Annotated in this window: 5 protein-coding genes; all 5 read left to right on the top strand. The window is 65.8% G+C overall.

Annotated elements, in window-relative coordinates; all coding sequences use genetic code 11:
* Positions 1-194 (top strand): thioredoxin family protein (locus Q0520_RS07180; RefSeq protein WP_298668158.1); only part of this gene is annotated, 194 nt, incomplete at its 5' end.
* Positions 194-643 carry a putative zinc-binding protein gene (locus Q0520_RS07175; protein ID WP_298668156.1) on the top strand — a complete coding sequence of 150 codons (450 nt, stop codon included), beginning with the start codon at positions 194-196 and terminating at the stop codon, positions 641-643. The genes Q0520_RS07180 and Q0520_RS07175, both read left to right, overlap by 1 nt.
* A gap of 69 nt (positions 644-712) precedes the next feature.
* Entirely contained in the window at positions 713-1,783 is a 1,071-nt protein-coding gene (gene arsB / locus Q0520_RS07170; RefSeq protein ID WP_298668154.1) for an ACR3 family arsenite efflux transporter, read from the top strand.
* Positions 1,784-1,785: 2 nt separating this feature from the next.
* On the top strand, positions 1,786-2,193 hold the full coding sequence (locus Q0520_RS07165; RefSeq protein ID WP_298668151.1) for a DUF2703 domain-containing protein: 408 nt from the start codon (positions 1,786-1,788) through the stop codon (positions 2,191-2,193).
* On the top strand, positions 2,190-2,603 hold the full coding sequence (locus Q0520_RS07160; RefSeq protein ID WP_298668148.1) for an arsenate reductase ArsC: 414 nt from the start codon (positions 2,190-2,192) through the stop codon (positions 2,601-2,603). Before Q0520_RS07165 ends, Q0520_RS07160 begins: the two co-directional genes overlap by 4 nt.
* Positions 2,604-2,846 lie beyond the last annotated feature (243 nt).

Below are 2,846 nucleotides of genomic sequence, written 5' to 3'. Positions count from 1 at the left end.
CGGCAAAGAACGTCGAAACTGCGGTGAAGGAACTCGGGATCGCGGCCGAGGTCGTGAAGGTCGAGGAGATCGACGCCATCACCGACCGGGGCGTCATGCTCACCCCGGCGCTTGCGGTGGACGGCGAGGTCGTGGTCGAGGGCCGCGTCCCGACGGTCGACGAGGTCAAAGAGATCCTCACGGAGGCGGCCTGATGGCAGGGTGCGGGTGCGGCTGTGATTGCGGCGAGGGCGAGGGCGACGGGAAGAAGAGGATCATCTTCGCCTGCGCCGGCGCCTCCAATGTCGGGCAGATCACGAACATCGCCGCGATCCAGCTGTCTGTCGAGGGGTTCGGCAGTCCGGCCTGCACGGCCCAACTAGCCACGGGCGCGGGTCCGGTGAAGAAGGCGTGCGCGGAGGCCGACGAGGTCGTCGTCCTGGACGGGTGCCCTGTCGCCTGCGCCTCGAAGATTGCGGCGGCACAGGGGATCACGCCCGACCAGGCGATCGTCGCCACGGAAGTTGGGATCGCAAAGTCCCATGACCTCGAGATCTCTGAAGAGGAGATCGAGAAGGTCGTCTCCGCCGCCTGGGAAGGGAAGGGAAAAGGAAAGACGGGCCGGAAAAACTGCGGCTGCGGCTGCGGTTGCGGCGGAGAGTGAGCCCGGCGGCAGGAGGAGTGCAGATGACCTGGCCAGGCACCAGAAGACAGGTGGCGGAGGCGGTCTGAGATGACAGTCGCCGCCCGTCTCTCTTTTCTCGACAGGTACCTCACCCTCTGGATCGCCCTCGCAATGGCGGCGGGGATCGCCCTCGGTACCTTCGTGCCTGCCGTGCCGGCATGGATCACGGGTTTCTCCATCGGCACAACCTCGGTCCCGATCGCGATCGGCCTCATCCTGATGATGTACCCGCCCCTCGCGAAGGTGCGGTACGAGGAACTCGGAAAGGTCTTCGCCGACAGAAAAGTCCTCGGCCTCTCTCTCCTCCTGAACTGGGTCATCGGGCCGCTCCTGATGTTCCTCCTTGCGGCCGCCTTCCTCGCCGACAGGCCGGACCTGATGTACGGCCTCATCCTCATCGGCATCGCCCGGTGCATCGCGATGGTGATCGTCTGGAACGACCTGGCCCACGGCGACTGCGAGTACTGCGCCGCGATCGTCGGCGTGAACTCGGTCTTCCAGGTGCTCTTCTACGCCCTGTACGCCTGGATCTTCATCACCGTCCTGCCGCCCCTCCTCGGCATCGGGAGCGGGGCGACGGTCGAGGTGACCATCGCCGAGATCGCCGTCTCGGTCTTCATCTACCTCGGCATCCCCTTCATCGCCGGTTTTGCGACGCGGAGCGTGCTTGTCCGGCGGAAGTCGCGGGAGTGGTACGACAGGGAGTTCGTCCCCAGGATCTCGCCCCTCACCCTCGTCGCCCTGCTCTTCACCATCGTCGTGATGTTCTCCCTGAAGGGCGGGTATATCGTCGCCCTGCCCCTCGACGTGGTGCGGGTGGCGGTGCCCCTGTTGCTCTACTTCCTCCTCATGTTCTCGGTCTCCTTCTGGATGTCGCACCGCATCGGCGTGGACTACAGGAAGTCTGCGTCCCTCTCCTTCACCGCGGCGAGCAACAACTTCGAACTCGCGATCGCCGTCGCGGTCGCGGTCTTCGGCATCGACTCGGGCGTCGCTTTTGCGGCGGTGATCGGGCCCCTGATCGAGGTGCCGGTGCTGGTCTCCCTGGTGAACGTCGCCCTGAAGATCCGCGACCGCTGGTACGGCGGCGAGGCCGGGGCCTGCGGGAGGTGCACGTGAACATGAACCGCACAATCGTCGTCGAGTGGCGGCACATCGCCTCGGAGTCTGGGGAGACCTGCGACCGCTGCACCGCCACGGGGGAGGCGTTGCACGCCGCCGTCGCCGCCATCGGCCCCTTCCTGGAGGCGAAAGGGGTCGGGGTGGAGGTGCGGGAGACCCTGCTCCCCCACAGCGGACTCTCTGAATCGAACACCGTCCTCATCGACGGTCTTCCCCTGGAGAGGTGGCTTGGCGGCGCCCGTGTCGTCGAGACGGAGTGCCCGTCGTGCGCCGCTCTCACGGGAAAGCCGCAGGCATGCTGTCGGGCTCTCGTGACCAATACCGGGGTCCACGAGGCGCTCACGCCTGCCGCAATCGCGGCCGCACTCTTAATGGCATCAGGCGTCGAAGGGGCGGACCGACCATGAAAGAGAAGGTGCTCTTCATCTGCACGCACAATGCCGCCCGCTCCCAGATGGCCGAGGGCTACATGCGGGCGCACTACGGCGACCGCTACGAGGTCCACTCGGCCGGCATGCACCCCGAAGCCCTCGACCCGCGGGCCGTCAGGGTGATGACCGAGATCGGTGTCGACATCTCGGCCCAGAGGGCGAAACCTCTCGCCGAATATCTGGGGCGGCAGATGGACTATGTCGTGACCGTCTGCGAGGGCGGCGTCTGCCCGATGTTCCCCTGGGCGACGACGACCATCCACGAGGTCTTCGACGACCCCCGCTCCCTCGACGGGTCGGAGGACGAGATCCTCGACGGCTTCCGCAGGGTCAGGGACGAGATCTGCCGGTGGATAGATATGAGGTTCGGGACGGAGAGCGCGTAGCGGGGCGGCGGGACCCCTGGGTCAGAATGTTAGACTCTGGAGAGACCCTCATACTTTGGCCGATGTAGCCCTGATCCTATGAAGAGGCACACTGATCCACTGCCTTCCTCACAATCTAGCCGGGGGACTACGCCCCCGGACCCCCGCTCAGGATTGGCCCGGGAAGGCTGAACAGATATCCTGAGGAGAGAGATTGTCATCCCGCCCCTATCCTATACCGGGGGCTCGGGGGCGGTAGTCCCC

The sequence above is a fragment of the uncultured Methanofollis sp. genome (genome assembly GCF_937919355.1).
Lineage (GTDB): Archaea > Halobacteriota > Methanomicrobia > Methanomicrobiales > Methanofollaceae > Methanofollis.
This window is presented reverse-complemented; position numbering and strand designations above follow the sequence as displayed.

What these genes read in the sequence shown, in the direction of transcription:
- Q0520_RS07175 (WP_298668156.1), top strand. Translation starts at nt 194, where the DNA reads ATGGCAGGGTGCGGGTGCGGCTGTGATTGCGGCGAGGGCGAGGGCGAC.
- arsB (WP_298668154.1), top strand. Translation starts at nt 713, where the DNA reads ATGACAGTCGCCGCCCGTCTCTCTTTTCTCGACAGGTACCTCACCCTC.
- Q0520_RS07165 (WP_298668151.1), top strand. Translation starts at nt 1,786, where the DNA reads ATGAACCGCACAATCGTCGTCGAGTGGCGGCACATCGCCTCGGAGTCT.
- Q0520_RS07160 (WP_298668148.1), top strand. Translation starts at nt 2,190, where the DNA reads ATGAAAGAGAAGGTGCTCTTCATCTGCACGCACAATGCCGCCCGCTCC.